Origin of the sequence: Acetobacter sicerae (genome assembly GCF_011516765.1) — a bacterium.
Lineage (GTDB): Bacteria > Pseudomonadota > Alphaproteobacteria > Acetobacterales > Acetobacteraceae > Acetobacter > Acetobacter sicerae.
The window spans coordinates 1-513 of record NZ_JAAABN010000093.1 but is presented as its reverse complement, the minus strand read 5'-3'; the positions used below and the strand labels follow the sequence as shown (position 1 = coordinate 513).

General features: G+C 57.7%; 1 protein-coding gene. It reads left to right on the top strand.

Going from position 1 to position 513, the window contains the following annotated elements; all coding sequences use genetic code 11:
• On the top strand, nucleotides 1-513 hold a 513-nt coding region (locus GVI59_RS18755; RefSeq protein WP_173575547.1), incomplete at both ends, for a transposase.

Genomic DNA, 513 nt, shown 5'->3' with positions numbered 1-513 from the left:
TGACGGGGGTCGCATGAGTTCGGATGGGGGCGTCATTCTGGTGAAGCAGGCTGATGACATTCTGGGTCTCAGCCGCCGCTTTGCTGCCTGTTTTCGCGATAAGCGGCATCCCGGCTTTGTGGAATACCGGGTTGAAGACCTTGTCCGTCAGCGGATCATGGGGCTGGCTTTGGGCTATGAAGATCTCAATGATCACGATGCCTTGCGGCATGACCTGATCTTTGGTCTGGTATCGGGACGTCTGTCAGGAAGCCGGGCGAACTGTGCGGCACTGGCAGGAAAATCCACGCTGAACCGGCTGGAGCGCAGTGGCCACAAGGCAGATCGTTACTGCCGCATCATTGCTGATCATGAGGTCCTGGCTACCCTGTTCGTGACGCTCTTCATGGACCAGCATGAGCGCGCACCCGCCCGGATCGTTCTGGATGTGGATGCCACCGATGACCGTATCCATGGCCATCAGGAAGGCCGCGCCTTTCATGGATATTACGGCCATAACTGCTATCTTCCCCT